This is a genomic window from Streptomyces sp. NPDC051563, from assembly GCF_044454225.1.
Classification (GTDB): domain Bacteria; phylum Actinomycetota; class Actinomycetes; order Streptomycetales; family Streptomycetaceae; genus Streptomyces.
Genome location: NZ_JBITDL010000040.1, coordinates 31,824 through 47,181, shown reverse-complemented (window position 1 = coordinate 47,181; position 15,358 = coordinate 31,824). Strand labels below are relative to the sequence as shown.

Genomic DNA, 15,358 nt, shown 5'->3' with positions numbered 1-15,358 from the left:
GGGCGCAGCCCGGGGAACGGTGGAAGGGCGGGTAGGGGACAGCCCCGCAGGGCCCACCCCGGCCCCAGCCCCGGCAACGCCCCCACACACCGGAGCCACCCCGGAGGCCAGGCGGCCACGCGGCACGCGGCCACACGGCACGCGGCCACGCGGCACACGGCCACACGGCCACACGGCAGGCGCCCACACGGCAGGCGGCACGCGGCACGCGACCCGCCACCCAGACGACCTACGCCAACACCCTCACCCCAAGCTGCGCAGCCATCGCCGGCGCCAACTCGAACAACTGCCCCGCACTGATCACCGCCCCGGCCAGCGCCTCCACCCCCCGCGCAATCTCCAGCGCCCGCACCCCCCTCAGGTCCACGTCCCCCATCCGCGCCCCCGTGAAGTCCACCCCCCGCAGCTCACAGTCCCGGAACTCCACCCGTTCCAGCACCGCACCCCCGAAGTCCGGCTCCACCAGCACGCATTCCTCGAAGACCACGTCCTTGAGCCGCGCCGTCCGCAGGTTCAGATAGTCGATCTTGCCCCCGCGCACCAGCACCCGCTCCAGCACCGCCCCGTGCAACTGCACGCCGCCCAGCCGGGCGTCCAGCAGTTCCACGTCGCGCAGCGAGGCCTCCGACAGGTCCGTCCCCACCCCCCGGACGCCGTCGAGCACCGAGTCCAGGATCCGCACCTTGGCCAGTCCGGTCTCGTCCAGCACGCAGCGCCGTAGCGCGCAGTCCATGAACCGCGCCCCCCGCCCGTCCCCGCCCGCCAGGTCCACTTCGACGAGCTCCAGCCCGTCGTAGTCCCCGTCCCGCTCCAGCTCCAGCCCCGCGTCCTCCCACCCGCTCAGCTCCGGCAACCGCACCTCCGGCCGCCGCGCCGCCTTCACCGTCTGCTGCCGCCCGTTTCGCACCATCCCCCCATCCTGACCGACCCCACCGACAACCCCTTGACCTCAACCGCACTTGAGGTCACACCCTGTCCCCATGACCACCACCCCGGCCCCGAACACCGCCACCCCCACGCCCCCCGCCCCCGGCGAGATGCACGCCATCCGCCTCCACACCTTCGGCCCCGTCGAAAACCTCACCTACGAGTCCGTCCCCCGCCCCCTCCCCGCCCCCGGCCAGGTCCGCATCGCCGTGGCCGCCGCCGGAGTCCACCTCCTCGACACCGCGCTGCGCCGCGACGTCCAGGGCCCGCCCGCACCCCTGCCCGAACTGCCGACCGTCCCCGGCCGGGAGGTCGCCGGCACCGTCGACGCGCTCGGCGCCGGCACGGACACCGCTTGGCTCGGGCAGACCGTCGTCACCCACCTCGGATTCGCCCCCGGCGGCTACGCCGAGTACGCCGTCGCCGACGCCGACCGCCTGCACGCCGTCCCGCCCGGCCTCGACCCCGCCAGCGCCGTCGCCATGATCGGTACCGGCCGCACCACCCTCGGCATCCTCCAGTTCGCCGACCTCGGTCCCGGCTCCGTCGCCCTCGTCCCGGCAGCCGCGGGCGGCATCGGCACCCTGCTGGTCCAGTACGCCAAGCACGCCGGAGCCACGGTCGTCGCCCTCGCCGGCGGCCCCGCCAAAACCGCCCGGGCCGCCGCCAACGGCGCCGACCTCGCCCTCGACTACACCGCCCCGGACTGGGCCGACACCCTCCGCGCCCATCACCCCGACGGCGCCACCGTCCTCTTCGACTCCGTCGGGGGCGCCATCGCCCGCACCGCCCTCGGCCTGCTCCGCAACGACGCCCAGCACCTCGTCTTCGGCTGGTCCGGCGGCCCGCTCGCCCTCACCGACACCGAGCAGGCCGCCCTGGACGCCCGCGGCATCACCACCCAGCACGTCCTCGGCCCCGCCATGCTCCAACGCACCGGCGGCGAAGACCCCCTGCGCCTCCTCGAAACCCGCGCCCTCGCCGAAGCCGCCACGGGCCGCCTGCGCCCCGCCCTCCAGCGCTACCCCCTCGCCGAAGCCGCCACGGCCCACCACGACCTGGAAACCCGCGCCACCACCGGCAAGGTCGTCCTGGAACCCTGAGCGACCACCGCCCCGGACGGCCTACGCGCCCCCGAGCTCCGCCAGCGCCCCATCGGTCAGCCGGTACACCGACCACTCGTCCTGCGGCCGCGCACCCAGGGCCTCGTAGAAGGCGATCGTCGGCTCGTTCCACTTCAGGACCGACCACTCCAGCCGCTCGTACCCGCGCTCCCCGCAGATCCGCGCCAACTCCCGCAGCAGCGCCTTCCCGTGGCCTCCGCCGCGCACGCCCGGGCGGACGTACAGGTCCTCCAGGTAGATGCCGTGCACCCCGCGCCACGTCGAGAAGCTGAGGAACCACAGCGAGAATCCGACCGCCTCGCCCTCGTCCGTCACCGCGAGGTGCGCGAACGCCGCCGGCCGCTCCCCGAAGAGCGCCTCCCGCAACTGCTCCTCGGTGGCGCGCGCCTCGTGCGGCACCTTCTCGTACTCCGCGAGCTCGCGGATCATGGCGTGGATGACGGGTACGTCGCTGACGACGGCGCTACGGATCATGCCTGCACCCTACGAGCCACCGCACCGGCCCCGCCCCCGCCCGCCCCGCCCCAGCAGCGCTTCGGCGATCCCCAGCGGCGCCACCGCCGGCCGGCCCCCGTCCTCCACGTCCCACAGGCAGTTCTGCAGCACCCGCCCCAGTGTCCAGGCCCGCGCCCGTTCCCGGTCCGAGCCCACCGCCTGCGCCAGCGACTCGAAGCGCCACCGCACCTCCTCCGCCCGGAAGTTGTTGACCAGCGCCGGAAACAGCTCGAACCCCGGATCACCGGCCAGCGGCTTCGGATCGATGGCCAGCCACGGCTCGCGCCCGCCCGCCAGCACGTTGTCGTAGTGCAGGTCCCAGTGCAGCAGCCGGTCCCCCGGCTCCCCCGCCACCTCCGCCAGCGCCGCCGCGCAGTCCGCCACGAGCCCCCGCTCCCGGCCCTCCCCCAGCTGCGCCAGCGCACCCGGCACCGCCTCCAGCATCGCCGCCGCCACGTCCCCCAGCCGCCGCACCCCGGCCGGCGCCGGGACCGCCGTCAGCCGGGCCAGCAGCCCGCCGAGGAGCTCCACCGCCCGCGCGGAGTCCCGTACGGCCAACGCCGACAGCGGCCGGCCCTCGTCGAGGCGCTCCAGCAGCAGCGTGCCGGTCGGCGCATCGTCCGCCAGCAGCCGTACGCAGCCCTCCCCGGCCCACGCGCGCAGCGCGAGCGCCTCCCGCTCGTTCTCCTCGTCCAGCGCCGGCAGCTTCAGCGCCGCCGCCGTCCCGTCGGCCCGCACCACCGGCAGCACCAGGGCCGTCACCCCGTACATCCCCGGCCCGGTCACCCGCAGCTCCCACCGCTCCAGGAACGCCGCCACCTGCCCGGGCAGCCCGTCGACGAACTCCCGCCCGGCCGCGCCGTTGTCCCGCACCTGCGCCCGCGCGAACCGCGCAGGCACCCCGCGGAACCCCCGCCCGGCGACACCGCCCGAACCGCCCGCCGCCACACCGTCCATGCCCCGACCCTAGGGGTCCAAGACCCCAACTCCCCGCGGCCCCACGGCCCGAAGTCCCCACGGCTCCACGCCTCCACGGCCCCACAGCCCTACGACCCACCGCCCACGGCGCCCGTTCCCCCCCCTAGGCGGAGGAACCCACCCCCACACCCTTCAACGCCCGCACGAACGCCCCCGCCTCGAACAGTGCCCCGTCCTTCGACCCGACCGGCGCCCCGTCCACCAGCACCATCGGCGTCCCCTGCGCACCCGTCGCCTCGAAACCCTTCTCGGCCTCGCCGACCCACCCCTTGTACTTCTGGTCCTTCACCGCCGCGTCGAACTCCGGCCCGCGCAGCCCCGGCACCTCGTCCGCGATCCTCAGGAGCAGCTCGTCCGTGAACTTCCCCTTCGGCTGGCTGGCGAAGACCGCCGCGTGGTACTCCGCGAACTTCCCCGCATCCGCCGAAGCGCGCAGCGCGTTGACCGCCCTGACCGAACCGCTCGCGCCGTCCCGGTCCAGGAACGAGGCCAGCAGGTACTCGATCTTCACCTGCCCGGCCACCGCCAGCTTCAGCAGCGATTCCCCGCCGGCCTCCTCGAACCGCGCGCAGTGACCGCACTTGGGGTCCACCAGCACCTGCGCCGTACGCGGGGCGTCCGGCTTCCCCACGACGATCCTCGGCCCGTTCACCGCCGCGGGCAGCCCCGCGAGCTGACCGGCGATCGGGCTGGTCCGCACCGCGACCCCGGAGACGGCCGCAGGCCTGCCCTCGTCCGCCCCGGAACCGCACCCGACGACCGCCCCGCCCAGCAGGGACACGGCCGCGACCGCCGCGACCAGCCGCCCGGCCACCACAACCCGTGCCATACGAACCCGCACCTCTCACCCAAAAACCTGACAAACTCCCCGCCCCACCCTAAGGAGGGTTCCACAGCGCCCACATCAGCCATCCGGCCACCCCTCGACCCCCAAAACCCGACGTCACGTCCCTGGACACCCACCCGAAACCCCGTGTACCAACTCCCCCATGACGATCAACGGCGGAATTTCCTTCTGGTACGCGACGGACGAGACCGCCCCCGCCCGCCCACCCCGCGCCCCGCTCACCGGCAATACCACGGCCGACGTCGTCATCGTCGGCGGCGGCTACACCGGACTGTGGACCGCGTACTACCTCAAGACCGCCGCCCCCGACCTGCGCGTCACCGTCCTGGAGCAGAAGTTCTGCGGCTACGGGGCCTCCGGCCGCAACGGCGGCTGGCTCTACAACGGCATCGCGGGCCGCGACCGCTACGCCGCCCTCCACGGCCACCCGGCCGCCCGGCGCCTCCAGCAGGCCATGAACGCCACCGTCACCGAGGTCATCGACACCGCGGCCAAGGAGGGCATCGACGCCGGCATCCACCGCGGCGGAGTCCTCGAAGTGGCCCGCACCCCCGCCCAGCTCTCCCGCCTCAGGGCCTTCCACGCCGCCGAACTCGCCTTCGGCGAAACGGACCGCGAGCTCTACGACGCCACCGACACCCGCGCCCGCATCAACGTCGCGGACGCCGTCGGCTCCTCCTGGACCCCGCACGGAGCCCGCATCCACCCCCTGAAACTGGTCAAGGGCCTGGCGGCCGCCTGCGAACGCCTCGGCGTCGTCATCCACGAGTCCACCCCCGTCACGGAGATCGCCCCGCGCCGCGCCCTCACCCCGTACGGCACGGTCCGCGCCCCGTACGTCCTGCGCTGCACGGAGGGGTTCACCGCCGCCCTCAAGGGCCAGAAGCGCTCCTGGCTCCCGATGAACTCCTCGATGATCGCCACGGCCCCGCTCTCCCCGGAGACCTGGTCCCAGCTCAACTGGTCCGACGCCGCCACCCTCGGCGACATGGCCCACGCCTACATGTACGCCCAGCGCACGGCCGACGACCGCATCGCCATCGGCGGCCGCGGCGTCCCCTACCGCTACGGCTCCCGCACGGACAACGACGGCCGCACCCAGCCCGCCACGATCGCCTCCCTCACCCGCCTCCTCGAATCCTTCTTCCCGGCCCTCACCGGCGTGGAGATCACCCACGCCTGGTCGGGCATCCTGGGCGTCCCCCGCGACTGGTGCGCCACGGTCACCCTGGACGCCACGACGGGCCTCGGCTGGGCCGGCGGCTACGTGGGCTCCGGCGTGGCCACGTCGAACCTCGCGGCCCGCACCCTGCGCGACCTGGTCCTGGGCGACAAGACGGACCTCACCACCCTCCCCTGGGTCAACCACCGCGTCCGCCGCTGGGAACCGGAGCCCTTCCGCTGGCTGGGCGTCCAGGCCCTCTACGCCGCCTACCGCGAAGCGGACCGCCGCGAATCCACCACCCACACCCCGACGACAACCCCCCTGGCCCGCCTGGCCGACCGCATCGCGGGCCGCCACTGACGGCACGCAAAAGGCCCCGGGTGCTCACCCGGGGCCTTCCGCTTCCGTTCGAAGCCACCTGGCCGAAGAACCTCCGACCTGGAATGGGGCCCCCTGTCGGATTCGAACCGACGACCTACGCATTACAAGTGCGTTGCTCTGGCCGGACTGAGCTAAGGAGGCGTGGTGACTCTGCGCAAGGCACGGAATCGCCTTCACTCTACACATCGCCCCCACCGCTCAGCGAAGACCTTTCCGGTGTCCGGGGCCCCCGCCGGCGCCCTTCCTCACACCCCCGGATACCCCGCGCGGGCCACCCTCGGCGCCACCGCCGCCAGGGGCAGCCCCGGGTTGAGGGCGTCGACGACGGACTGGGTCAGGGGGCGGAGCTCCCAGATGTGGCGGACCGCGGCCAGGGGGAGGTCCGTCTCGTAGTAGTCCTCGGCGAAGTCGCGGTAGGCCTCCGGGGTGCCCGCGACGAGCAGCTCGAAGAGATAGTCCGCGCCGTCCGGGTCGGACTTGCCCTCCGGGAACTCCACCTTGCCCGCGCGCCACTGCGCGTCGCCGGTCTCGCGCCAGAAGACGGCGGTCGCGTTGAGCACGCCGTCCACGCAGAACGCGGGCTCCGTGAGGTACGGCCGGAAGGCCTCGGGTATGCCCTCGGTCAGGCCCGGCCAGCCGTCCTCATTGTCGGTGTCCGCCCAGGGGCTCATGACCGACTCGTGGTCGAAGCCGTGTCCGAAGACCCCGGCGGCCGAGAAGACGATCGCGTAGTCGTCGCCGGAGCCGTTGTCCATCAGTGCCGCTTCCTCGCCCGGCCCCCACTCCGGGTCGTAGGAGAAGTGGCCGTCGTCCTCTTCGCCGCTGATCACCAGTTCCAGCGCCGCCATCGCCCGGCAGCGGTCGCGCAGCGTCTCGATGTCGGGCAGCGCGCGGGTCACGTCGTAGATGGTCATGGGCGTGATCAAAGCAGCCCCCTCTGACAGTCGCCCGCGGCCTGGGGAGAAGTCTTCGCGTCCAGGTGCTGACAGGAGCGGATCGGGCGGGTAGCGTCGGGCCGAGTCCAGTCCACTGGACTAGACCTTCCACTCGGATCGTCCGGCACGTTCCTGCCGGTAGAAGGGATTCATCACCATGGCTTCTGTCACTTTCGACAAGGCGACCCGTCTGTACCCCGGCGGCGACAAGCCCGCCGTCGACCAGCTGGAGCTGGAGATCGCGGACGGCGAGTTCCTCGTCCTCGTCGGCCCCTCCGGCTGCGGCAAGTCCACCTCGCTGCGCATGCTGGCCGGCCTGGAGGACGTCAACGGCGGTTCGATCCGCATCGGTGACCGCGACGTCACGCACCTGCCGCCCAAGGACCGGGACATCGCGATGGTGTTCCAGAACTACGCGCTGTACCCGCACATGTCCGTCGCCGACAACATGGGCTTCGCGCTCAAGATCGCCGGTGAGGACAAGGCCACCATCCGCCGGAAGGTGGAGGACGCGGCGAAGATGCTGGACCTGACCCAGTACCTCGACCGCAAGCCGAAGGCGCTCTCCGGCGGTCAGCGCCAGCGCGTCGCGATGGGCCGCGCGATCGTGCGCAAGCCGCAGGTGTTCCTCATGGACGAGCCGCTGTCGAACCTCGACGCCAAGCTCCGCGTGTCCACCCGTACGCAGATCGCCGCCCTCCAGCGCGACCTGGGCATCACCACCGTCTACGTCACCCACGACCAGGTCGAGGCCATGACGATGGGCGACCGCGTGGCCGTCCTGAAGGACGGTCTGCTGCAGCAGGTCGACACCCCGCGCAACATGTACGACCGCCCGGCGAACCTCTTCGTCGCCGGCTTCATCGGCTCGCCGGCGATGAACCTCGTCGAGGTCCCGATCACCGACGGCGGCGTGAAGTTCGGCGACAGCGTGGTCCCGGTGTCCCGCGAGGCGCTGACCGCGGCCGCCGACGCGGGCGACCGCACCGTCACCGTGGGCGTGCGTCCCGAGCACTTCGACATCGGCGAGACGGGCGGCCTGGAAATCACCGTGAACGTCGTCGAGGAGCTGGGCGCCGACGGGTACGTCTACGGCTCGACCTCGCACTCCGCGGGCTCGCAGGACATCGTGGTGCGCGTGAACGGCCGCCAGGTGCCCGAGAAGGGCTCCACGCTGCACGTGGTGCCGCGCGGCAACGAGATCCACGTCTTCTCCACGTCCTCGGGTGCCCGCCTCTCCGGCTGACCCGGCCCGTACGCGCACAGCCGCCGAAGGGGCGTCCCGTCAAGGGGCGCCCCTTCGGCGCGAGTTCCGGTCCGCGTCCCCGTACGAGGTCCGGCAGATCGGGCCATTCGGCCCCAAGCGTCAACCCTTAATTCGAAAAGCCACGTCGAACCATCCCCCGACCGGGTGACTAAATGTCGCCATATCTTCACCGAGCGCTACTCTCGCCCTCGTGACCCACACTGCCCGCCGTATCGGCCGATCCCTCGCCCTGGTCCTGCCCGTCGTCCTGGTCCTGTCCGGGACCCTCGCGGTCACCATGGTCCCCTGGGCGGACAACACCCCCTCCCAGATCCTGACCGCGTCCGCCGAGGACGTCTCCGTCCCCGCGAAGCCGCGCGCCGCCCAGGACGTGCTGCGCGAAAAGCTGTTGAGCGAGATCCAGGAGGGCGAGCAGCCCGGTGACGTGCTCACCCACCTCCAGCAGGAGGTCGACCGCCGGCCCTCCCTCGCCGAGCACTGCGTGGGGATCGCGCGCGCCCTCGGGCGGGCCGCGGTGGACGCCTACGGGCCCACGAAGGCCCAGTCGTTCGCGCGGCCGGTGTGCGACACCGCGTACGCGTCCGGCGTCGCCTCCATGGGCTGACGGCCGCCGCCGCACGCCCTTCCGCCCCCGGACACACCGCACATGACCGAATCCGAGCGTTCCGAAGGCTCCGAGCCTTCCGACCGACCCCACGCGGCCGCGTTCCCGGCCTCCCCGACCCAGGCGGTTGTCCTGGCGGGGGGCCAGGGTTCGCGGCTGCGGCCTTATACGGACGACCGCCCCAAGCCGATGGTGGAGATCCCCGGTACGGGGATGCCGATCATCGGGCACCAGCTCGCGTGGCTGGCCTCCGAGGGGGTGACGGACGCGGTGGTCTCCTGCGGGCACCTCGCCGAGGTGCTCCAGAAGTGGCTGGCCGAGGCCCCGTTGCCGCTACGGGTGACCACCGTCGTGGAGAACGAGCCGCTGGGCCGGGGCGGCGGTCTGAAGTACGCCGCCCGGCGCCTGCCGCATCCCGAGCGGTCCTGGTACGCGACCAACGGGGACGTGTGGACCCGCTTCTCGCTGCGCGAGATGGCCGCCTTCCACTCCGAGCGCGGTGCCACCGCCACGCTGGCGCTGGCCCGGCCGCGCATTCCGTGGGGGGTGGTGGAGATCAACGAGTACGGCCACGTGCTGGACTTCATCGAGGCGCCGCAGTCCCCGTACCCGGTCAATGCCGGCGTGTACGTCTTCGGGCCCGAATTCGCGGCCCTGCTGCCCGACTTGGGCGACCACGAGCGGACCACGTTCCCGCGCCTGGCCCGCGAGCGGCGCCTCGCGGGCTTCCCGCTGCCCCAGGGGGCCTACTGGCGGGCGATCGACACGGCGAAGGACCTGACCGAGGCGGCACGGGAGTTGGCCGCGCAGAACGCCCCCTAGGCCCCGTCCCGGGGCACGGCAGAAGGGCCCGGCACGCTTTCGCGTGCCGGGCCCTTCACGTGGATGCGGCCTTCGTGGGGCCGGTCAGCCGCCGAGCAGTCCGCCCAGCAGGTCGGGCTTCTTCGGTGCGGTGCTGCCGGATCCGCCCGTGGAGCCCCCGCTGCGCGTTCCCGCGGAGCTGGCCGGGGGCTTCTGCGGGGTGGACTGGCGGGGGGTGCTGCGCGGGGACTGGCTGCCGCTGGTGGAGCCGCGGGTCGCGGAGGGCGAGCCGGAGCCGGCCGTCGGGGAGCTGGAACCGGCTGCGCCCCGCCCGGGCTTGGCGGCCGGGGAGGAGGCTCCGGCGGAGGGCTGGGCGGCCTGCTTGGAGGAGGGGGTGGGGCGTACGGGCAGCTGCTGCTTGGGGCTGCTCGGCAGGGGCCGCCCGGGCAGGTAGTTGCTCGGGGCCTCGTCCGGTCCGGGCACGGTGACCACGGTGGCGGAGCGGACGGCGCCGCCGAGGAGCGAGCCGATGAGGAGGGTGAGTCCGCAGATGACACTGGCCATGACGGCCCCGCGGCGCAGGACGCGGCGGCGCAGCCGCCAGACCTCGGACCGCGGGCCCAGGGTGCGCCAGGCCTCGCTCGCGAGGCGGCCGTCCAGGGAGTAGACGGGGGCGCCGGCGATGATCAGCGGGCTCCAGGCGGCGAGATAGATGATGTCGGGGGCGTCGTAGGCGGGGACGGTCTTCCAGCTCACGGTCATCAGCAGGGCGGCGGACAGCAGTGCGCCGAAGCAGGCGGCGAACCGCTGCCACAGGCCGAAGACGGTCAGGACGCCCACGATGACCTGGAGGAAGGCCACGCTGAGCCCGGCGCCGACCGGGTGGGCCAGTGCGAAGTCGCGCAGCGGTTCGGCGAGGGCCCAGGGCTGGAGGGTGTGCAGCCAGGTGACCATGGAGCCGCGTTCGCCGCCGTCGAAGTAGACGGGGTCGCACAGTTTGCCCATGCCGGCGTAGATGGAGATGAAGCCGAGGAAGACGCGCAGCGGGAGCAGCACGACGCCGAGGTTCATGCGGCGGCCGGGGTAGTACGAGGCCTGCGCGCGGGCCTCGGCCTGGGCCCGGCGGGAGTCGGCGGATCCGCTGCCTTCGGAGTGGGCGGCGTCGTAGGCCTCGTGGGAGTGGGAGAGGCCGCCCACGACGGGCTGCAGCCGGGTCTCGTCGGCGTCGCCGTAGCTGCGCTGGCCGATGACGGTCGGGGTGGCGAGGGTGTCGTCCGCGAGGTCGTGCGCGAGGTCGATGCGCGGGATGGTCTGGGTGGCGCCGCCGTCGTACTCGTCGCGGCCGTCGTGGGCGCGCCCGTGATCGCGTACGGCCTGGAGCAGGCCGCCCATGGCGGCGCTGGCGGCGGCGTCGCCGGGGGCGGACTTGCCGCTCCAGACGACGGGCCTGCGGCGGGCGGCGCCGGCTCCGGCGGCCGCGAGGGCTCCGCCGAGTGCGGGGGCGAGCCCTGGGGCGCCCGAGGGCCTGGGACGCGCGCTGGGGCTCGGTGCGAGCCGCACGCGGAAGCTGGCGTGGTTGACGATGACCTGTGCGGGGTCGCACGGCACCTTGACCATGCTCAGCGCGGGCTGGTCGTCGAACCCTGGCGTTCTGGTGTCCACACTCATCTAACCGAGTGATGAGTGTTTAGGACACTGCCTTGACATCAGGGATGTGTCCGAGACCCGTCAAATCAAGCCACCCCGCCCACAGGGGGCGGGGTGGCACGCTCACGGGTCACTTCCGGTGAGCCAAGTGGATCAAGCGGCGGGCGCGCCCGCCGTTCAGACGCGGCCGCGGGTGGCGCGGCGGCGGGCCGCCTCGTAGAGGACGACGCCAGCGGCGACACCGGCGTTGAGCGACTCGGCGCCGCCCGGCATCGGGATGCGCACGAGGTAGTCGCAGTTCTCGCCGACGAGGCGGCCGAGGCCCTTGCCCTCGGAGCCGACGACGATGACGACGGGGCCGGCGAGCGCTTCGAGCTCGTGGACCTCGTGGGTGCCTTCGGCGGCGAGGCCGACGACGGTGATGCCGGCCTTCTTGTACTCCTGGATGGCGCGCGTCAGGTTGGTGACCCGGGAGACCGGGGTACGGGCGGCGGTGCCGGCGGAGGACTTCCAGGCACCGGCGGTCATGCCGGCGGCCCGGCGCTCGGGGATGACCACGCCGTGGCCGCCGAAGGCGGAGACGGAGCGGACGATCGCGCCGAGGTTGCGGGGGTCGGTGACGCCGTCGAGGGCGACGATGAGGGGGTCCTCGCCGTTGTCGTAGGCGGCGGCGGTGAGGTCCTCCGGGTGCGCGTACTCGTACGGCGGGACCTGGAGGACCAGGCCCTGGTGGTTGAGCCCGTTGGTGAGGCGGTCGAGCTCGGGGCGCGGGGCTTCCATCAGGTTGATGTTGCCGCGCTCGGCCGCGAGCTGGAGGGCCTCGCGGACGCGCTCGTCGTTGTCGATGAACTGCTGGACGTAGAGGGTGACGGCGGGCACGCCGTCGCGCAGCGCCTCGAAGACCGGGTTGCGGCCGACGACCATCTCGCTGGTGCCCTTGGGGCCGCCGCGGCGGGGGGCCGGGCGGCGCTTGGCGGCCTGGCGGGCCATGGCGCCCGCGATGCGGTTCGCCTTGTGCTTCTTGCGGTCCTCGGCCTTGGGCGTGGGGCCCCTGCCTTCGAGGCCCTTGCGCCGCTGGCCACCGCTGCCGACCGTCGCGCCCTTCTTGTTGGACGTGCGGCGGTTCCTGCGCTGGCTGTTCCCGGCCATGACCTCTACCTGATTTCGTTGGTTCTGCGATATGTACGTATGAAGAGTGTGCCGCCCGGAGCGCCGGGCGGCCCAATCTGAGTGCGCCAGTGGGACTGCGCCGGTGGGCTCAGCGGGGGCCGAGCGTCCATCGGGGTCCGGTGGGGCTGTCCTCGATGACCAGGCCCGACTGCTGGAGCTGGTCGCGGATGGCGTCGGCGGTGGCCCAGTCCTTGCGGGCGCGCGCCGATTCGCGCTGCTCCAGGACCAGGCGCACGAGGGTGTCCACGGCTCCGTGGAGGTCCTCCCCGCGGTCCGCCTCGCCGGCCCAGTGCGGGTCGAGGGGGTCGAGTCCGAGGACGCCCAGCATGGCCCGCACCTCCGACAGGCGCGCGATGGCCGCGTCCTTGTCGTCGTCGGCGAGCGCGCTGTTGCCCTGGCGGACGGTGGTGTGGATGATCGCGAGCGCCTGCGGGACGCCCAGGTCGTCGTCCATGGCCTCGGCGAAGGCGGGCGGAACCTCGGCGGCCGGATCGACGGAGCCGCCGGCCTTCTCGATGACGCGCTGGATGAAGCCCTCGATGCGCGCGAAGCCGGACTCGGCCTCGCGCAGGGACTCCACGCTGTACTCGATCATCGAGCGGTAGTGCGGGGTGCCCAGGTAGTAGCGCAGGACGATCGGGCGCCAGACCTTGAGCATCTCGGAGACGAGGACGGAGTTGCCCAGCGACTTGGACATCTTCTCGCCGGAGAGGGTGACCCAGGCGTTGTGCATCCAGTACGTCGCGAACTCGTCGCCGTAGGCCTTGGCCTGGGCGATCTCGTTCTCGTGGTGCGGGAAGATCAGGTCGAGCCCGCCGCCGTGGATGTCGAAGGCGCTGCCGAGGTACTTGTGGGCCATCGCGGAGCACTCCAGGTGCCAGCCGGGACGGCCGCGGCCCCACGGGGTCTCCCAGTCGGGCTCGCCCGGCTTGGAGGCCTTCCACATGGCGAAGTCGCGCGGGTCGCGCTTGCCGGTGATGCCTTCCTCGGCGGGCTGGCGCAGGTCGTCGATGTTCTGGTTCGACAGCTCCAGGTAGCCGGGGAAGGAGCGCACGTCGAAGTAGACGCTGCCGTCGGCCTCGTACGCGTGGCCGCGCTCGATGAGCCCGCGCATCATCTCGATCATCTCGGGGACGTGGCCGGTGGCGCGCGGCTCGTACGTGGGCGGGAGGCAGCCCAGCGCGTTGTAGCCGTCGTTGAAGGCGCGCTCGTTCTCGTACCCGATGGACCACCAGGGGCGGCCCTGCTCTGCGGACTTCCCGATGATCTTGTCGTCGATGTCGGTGACGTTGCGGATGAAGGTGACGTCGTAACCCCGGTGGGCGAACCAGCGGCGGGCGATGTCGAAGTTCAGGTACGAGCGGACGTGCCCGATGTGCGGAGCCGCCTGCACGGTGGCGCCGCAGAGGTAGATCGAGACACAGCCCGGAACGAGCGGGGTGAAGTCACGGATCTGCCGGGCGCTGGTGTCGTACAGGCGAATAGTCACGGCATCCAGGGTAGTGCGCCTGTAGCAGTGCCCCGCGACCCTTTCGGTATGCGGGGCCCGCTTTGTTGGCGGAGAGGTGCGGGAGGGGTGTATCCGTACGGGGTACTAGGCCCGGTTCGTCCGGTAGACGAGGGCCGTGGCGATGGCGGCGAGGCCTTCGGCGCGGCCGGTGAGGCCCAGTCCGTCGGTGGTGGTGCCCGAGACGGAGACGGGGGCGCCCGCCGCTGCGGCGAGCGCCTTCTGCGCCTCTTCGCGCCGCTTGCCGATCTTCGGGCGTACGCCGATCACCTGGATCGCGATGTTCCCGATCTCGAAGCCCTCGGCGCGCACGATCCGGGCGGCTTCCGCCAGAAGGGTGACACCGGCGGCGCCTGACCACTCGGGGCGGGAGGTGCCGAAGTGCGCGCCGAGGTCGCCGGCGCCGGCGGCGGAGAAGAGGGCGTCGCAGGCGGCGTGCGCGGCGACGTCCCCGTCGGAGTGCCCGGCGAGGCCGTCCTCGCCCTCCCAGAGCAGGCCGGCGCACCACAGTTCGCGGCCGGCCTCGAAGGCGTGCACGTCGGTGCCGATCCCGACGAGCGGGATCAGGGGGGCCGCGGGGGTGCCCGCGGCGGCGGGGCTAGTAGGCATCGGTGGCCCTCCGGCGGGCGAGTACGGCCTCGGCGAGGACCAGGTCGAGCGGGCGGGTGACCTTGAAGGCCTCTTCGTGGCCGGGCACCGCCACGACGGTGATGCCGAGCTGCTCCACCAGGCCGGCGTCGTCCGTGGCGCCCTCGCCGTCGACGGCGAGCTGCGCGAGCTTCTCGTGCGCGAGGCGCAGCGTGGCGAGGTCGAAGCCCTGCGGGGTCTGCACGGCGCGCAGGCGGGCCCGTACGGGGGTGGCGACGACCGGCTCGGGCTCGCCGGGCGGGCCGGGCTCGACCTCCTTGACGGTGTCGGCCAGCGGCAGGGCGGGGACGACGGCGGGTGCGCCGTTGCGGACCGCCTCGACGACGGAGTCGACGGTGTCCACGGGGACCAGGGGGCGGGCCGCGTCGTGGATGAGGACGGAGGTGATGTCGGCCGGGAGCGCGTCCAGGCCGGCGCGTACGGATTCCTGCCGGGTCTCCCCGCCGGGGACGACCAGGATCTCCGTGCGCTCGGGCAGGGCGTGCTCGTCGAGCAGCCGGCGGACCTCGGCGGTGGCGTTGCCGTCGGGGGGTGCCACGACGACCACGAGGGCGACCGCGCGGGAGCGCGCCATGGCGCGTACGGCGTGGATGAGCATGGGGGTGCCGCCCAGGGTCCGCAGGGCCTTGGGGGCGCCCGGGCCGAGACGGACCCCGCGGCCGGCGGCCGGGATCACCGCGGCGGTGCGGTGGGGGCGCGATTCGTCAGACATCAGTAGCTCCGAGCCAGGTTTGTGACTTCGGCCGACATGGGTATGGCCTGAAGGGTGCCGGGTGCGACGCCCCTCGCCCCTTCCGTGACGACCGGTCGAGTCGGCTGCCCGGACCCGGCACGCCAGTTCGGTCATGGGTGGCATGCATGG

The 15,358-nt window shown here is 73.0% G+C and carries 15 protein-coding genes and 1 tRNA gene; 5 read left to right on the top strand and 11 right to left on the bottom strand.

Annotated features, from left to right (window positions below; translation table 11 throughout):
- Positions 1 to 229: 229 nt before the first annotated feature.
- Positions 230 to 910 (bottom strand): pentapeptide repeat-containing protein, encoded by a 681-nt coding sequence (locus ACIA8F_RS34580; protein WP_399384846.1) that lies wholly within the window; start codon positions 908 to 910, stop codon positions 230 to 232.
- Between the two features lie 127 nt (positions 911 to 1,037).
- Between ACIA8F_RS34580 and ACIA8F_RS34575 the strand changes: the two genes are divergently transcribed.
- A complete protein-coding gene (locus ACIA8F_RS34575; RefSeq protein ID WP_399384886.1) occupies positions 1,038 to 2,030 on the top strand; it encodes a zinc-binding dehydrogenase in 993 nt (330 codons plus the stop codon).
- A 21-nt stretch (positions 2,031 to 2,051) separates the two neighbouring features.
- On the opposite strand, the gene ACIA8F_RS34570 is transcribed toward ACIA8F_RS34575, so the two are convergent.
- From ACIA8F_RS34570 to ACIA8F_RS34560, 3 genes are all read right to left on the bottom strand, one after another.
- Positions 2,052 to 2,525, bottom strand: coding sequence for a GNAT family N-acetyltransferase (locus ACIA8F_RS34570; protein WP_399384844.1), 474 nt, complete (start codon positions 2,523 to 2,525; stop codon positions 2,052 to 2,054).
- 9 nt (positions 2,526 to 2,534) lie between these two features.
- Entirely contained in the window at positions 2,535 to 3,503 is a 969-nt protein-coding gene (locus tag ACIA8F_RS34565) for an aminoglycoside phosphotransferase family protein (protein ID WP_399384843.1), read from the bottom strand.
- Positions 3,504 to 3,627: 124 nt separating this feature from the next.
- Complete coding sequence (locus ACIA8F_RS34560; RefSeq protein WP_399384841.1) at positions 3,628 to 4,353, bottom strand: DsbA family protein; 726 nt, start codon at positions 4,351 to 4,353, stop codon at positions 3,628 to 3,630.
- 160 nt (positions 4,354 to 4,513) lie between these two features.
- Here ACIA8F_RS34560 and ACIA8F_RS34555 point away from each other — a divergent pair, with 160 nt between their 5' ends.
- Positions 4,514 to 5,896: an NAD(P)/FAD-dependent oxidoreductase gene (locus tag ACIA8F_RS34555; RefSeq protein WP_399384839.1), complete on the top strand. Its 1,383-nt coding sequence runs from the start codon at positions 4,514 to 4,516 to the stop codon at positions 5,894 to 5,896.
- An 84-nt stretch (positions 5,897 to 5,980) separates the two neighbouring features.
- Here the strand turns inward: ACIA8F_RS34555 and ACIA8F_RS34550 are convergent.
- Both ACIA8F_RS34550 and ACIA8F_RS34545 read right to left on the bottom strand, forming a co-directional pair.
- Positions 5,981 to 6,058: transfer RNA gene (locus ACIA8F_RS34550), tRNA-Thr, on the bottom strand.
- A 104-nt stretch (positions 6,059 to 6,162) separates the two neighbouring features.
- Complete coding sequence (locus ACIA8F_RS34545) at positions 6,163 to 6,831, bottom strand: hypothetical protein (protein ID WP_399384838.1); 669 nt, start codon at positions 6,829 to 6,831, stop codon at positions 6,163 to 6,165.
- 178 nt (positions 6,832 to 7,009) lie between these two features.
- Here ACIA8F_RS34545 and ACIA8F_RS34540 point away from each other — a divergent pair, with 178 nt between their 5' ends.
- The 3 genes from ACIA8F_RS34540 to ACIA8F_RS34530 all read left to right on the top strand — a co-directional run bounded on the left by ACIA8F_RS34540 (position 7,010) and on the right by ACIA8F_RS34530 (position 9,545).
- On the top strand, positions 7,010 to 8,098 hold the full coding sequence (locus ACIA8F_RS34540) for an ABC transporter ATP-binding protein (protein ID WP_399384836.1): 1,089 nt from the start codon (positions 7,010 to 7,012) through the stop codon (positions 8,096 to 8,098).
- Between the two features lie 211 nt (positions 8,099 to 8,309).
- A complete protein-coding gene (locus tag ACIA8F_RS34535; RefSeq protein ID WP_399384835.1) occupies positions 8,310 to 8,723 on the top strand; it encodes a hypothetical protein in 414 nt (137 codons plus the stop codon).
- Between the two features lie 42 nt (positions 8,724 to 8,765).
- Positions 8,766 to 9,545 carry an NDP-sugar synthase gene (locus ACIA8F_RS34530; RefSeq protein WP_399384833.1) on the top strand — a complete coding sequence of 260 codons (780 nt, stop codon included), beginning with the start codon at positions 8,766 to 8,768 and terminating at the stop codon, positions 9,543 to 9,545.
- 84 nt (positions 9,546 to 9,629) lie between these two features.
- On the opposite strand, the gene ACIA8F_RS34525 is transcribed toward ACIA8F_RS34530, so the two are convergent.
- From ACIA8F_RS34525 to ispD, 5 genes are all read right to left on the bottom strand, one after another.
- On the bottom strand, positions 9,630 to 11,192 hold the full coding sequence (locus tag ACIA8F_RS34525) for a DoxX family membrane protein (RefSeq protein ID WP_399384831.1): 1,563 nt from the start codon (positions 11,190 to 11,192) through the stop codon (positions 9,630 to 9,632).
- 156 nt (positions 11,193 to 11,348) lie between these two features.
- Positions 11,349 to 12,320, bottom strand: a complete 972-nt coding sequence (gene rlmB, locus ACIA8F_RS34520; protein WP_399384829.1) for a 23S rRNA (guanosine(2251)-2'-O)-methyltransferase RlmB — start codon at positions 12,318 to 12,320, stop codon at positions 11,349 to 11,351.
- 109 nt (positions 12,321 to 12,429) lie between these two features.
- Positions 12,430 to 13,830 (bottom strand): cysteine--tRNA ligase, encoded by a 1,401-nt coding sequence (cysS, locus tag ACIA8F_RS34515; RefSeq protein ID WP_399384828.1) that lies wholly within the window; start codon positions 13,828 to 13,830, stop codon positions 12,430 to 12,432.
- A gap of 105 nt (positions 13,831 to 13,935) precedes the next feature.
- Entirely contained in the window at positions 13,936 to 14,457 is a 522-nt protein-coding gene (gene ispF, locus ACIA8F_RS34510; protein WP_399384826.1) for a 2-C-methyl-D-erythritol 2,4-cyclodiphosphate synthase, read from the bottom strand.
- On the bottom strand, positions 14,447 to 15,208 hold the full coding sequence (gene ispD, locus ACIA8F_RS34505; protein WP_399384824.1) for a 2-C-methyl-D-erythritol 4-phosphate cytidylyltransferase: 762 nt from the start codon (positions 15,206 to 15,208) through the stop codon (positions 14,447 to 14,449). Before ispD ends, ispF begins: the two co-directional genes overlap by 11 nt.
- Positions 15,209 to 15,358 lie beyond the last annotated feature (150 nt).